Raw genomic sequence first — 1,785 nt, 5'->3', positions numbered from 1 at the left:
TGGAGTAAAACAACTATGTTGTTTTAATGAGTTGTTGGTAACTCATCACTAGTGAAAACGACTTTGTCGTTTTTGCTTCAAAATAATTGAAGCACTCCAAAAGACTCCAAATCAGCGAATTAATATCATCTTCTTGGTTGAAGAAAATTTCCCTGATTTCAGTTTATAGAAATAAATTCCGGAATTTACCGGTTTTCCGGAGTCATCTTTTCCGTCCCAGATGATATGGGAAAGCGACTCCGTCGCTTTTGCGTCAACATAGTTGACGCACTCCAAAGTCCGAACTTTTTGACCTTTGATGTTATAAATCTCAATTGTTTGTTCTTCTTGTTGGCTACTGATATTAAAATAAATTGTTGTTTGAGAGGAAAACGGATTCGGTATATTTTGCTTTAATTCAGCAGCAAACTCATTCAGATCGTTATCCTCTACATCGACCGTAGTTTTATAAACAGTATTAGAAAACGCAGGAACAGACTCAACATTATTCGTATGCACGGAAGTAACCGCGAACTGGTACATCCCGATGGGAAGCGGAGCCCATTCCGTATCTGTGTAAAAAGTATCGGTAACTGCTTGTGCGATCAAATCCCAGTTATCGGGATCATCATGATCAAATTCATTAAAACGATAAACATTGAATGATTCAAATTGTCTGTCAAACAGGGAATCAGTTATTACATGTTTCGCGATCCGTTCAGCTTGGTTATATTTTATGTTGCGGTCAATATTTCCAAAATCGATCCCATATGCTCTGATCATCATATTTTTTTGAAATTGGGGATCAATATCACCGATATCCAGCCATTCTCCGGAAGACCAGTTTTCAATTGCCATTTGAGTTCCCTGAACAAACTCCCAGGGTTCATCGATGCCATCATCGAGTCCGATTCCTGTATAAATTCCGGGAGTATTAACTCCGATGAAAAAACCATCCGGAGCATTCACAGATTCTGCTAAAATATATGTATTCCATTCATTATCGATATTTGGGAGAAGATTTGACTGATGGAGAAGCTGATTGGAGTCAGGTAAGCCCTCATTATCCAAACCAAAAATAAAGATCTTTGCCTGTGTATGTGAACCCCAGGTAGAAGTCAACAGCCAGTGAACTTCCTGCACGACAGCGTTATGGAGATGAGATGCTCCAAAAACAGCATTTGTCGGAGTATTGGAAAATCCGATCTGGGAAAATAAATTATCATCATCATACCGAAATTCCGATAAACCAATGCCAGGCATATTCCAGGTCAAATCAACTTCTGTCTCATCCTGATTTTGAAATGCCTGCAGATTTCCCGGAGGCATGGTAATTTCATTTAAAATGATCGTTCCGAGATCTAAATTTTGTCCTTCGACAAAAACATCCTCTGTGTAGGTTTCATAGATATCGTGCGTTATGTTCATTTCGTAGGCTATATTCGTGTAAACATCCGGAATTTCAAAATCTCCATTCCCATCGGTGATCACCTCATAATTTTCAAAACCCGTTAATGTTACTGTCGCTCCTTCCAAACCGGTTTCCGGGAAATCGCTGCCAACTACATGTCCGCTGATAGTCACCTGTCCCAAAGGTATCAGATTGAAATTCACTTCGGTTGTATCATTTTCCAGAACTTCGGCTTGTATCGTTTGCGGAGAATAACCAAATGCACTGGCAGTCAGGAAATAATTTCCTATCAGGACATTTCCAAAATGATAAAAACCGGCAGCATCAGAGTAGGAAGTTGCCTGAGTTTCTTCGATCAGAATTTCGGCATTCCCGATCGGATTATTCTCATTATC

1 protein-coding gene is annotated in these 1,785 nt (G+C 39.5%); it reads right to left on the bottom strand.

Annotated features, from left to right (window positions below; genetic code table 11):
• Positions 1-111: 111 nt before the first annotated feature.
• Positions 112-1,785 (bottom strand): T9SS type A sorting domain-containing protein (locus ENL20_04160; GenBank protein ID HHE37750.1); only part of this gene is annotated, 1,674 nt, incomplete at its 5' end.

It is taken from the genome of Candidatus Cloacimonadota bacterium (genome assembly GCA_011372345.1).
In the GTDB taxonomy this organism is placed as follows: domain Bacteria; phylum Cloacimonadota; class Cloacimonadia; order Cloacimonadales; family TCS61; genus DRTC01.
Note: the sequence above shows the minus strand (reverse complement) of the source record. Positions and strands in the feature narration are given on the sequence as shown.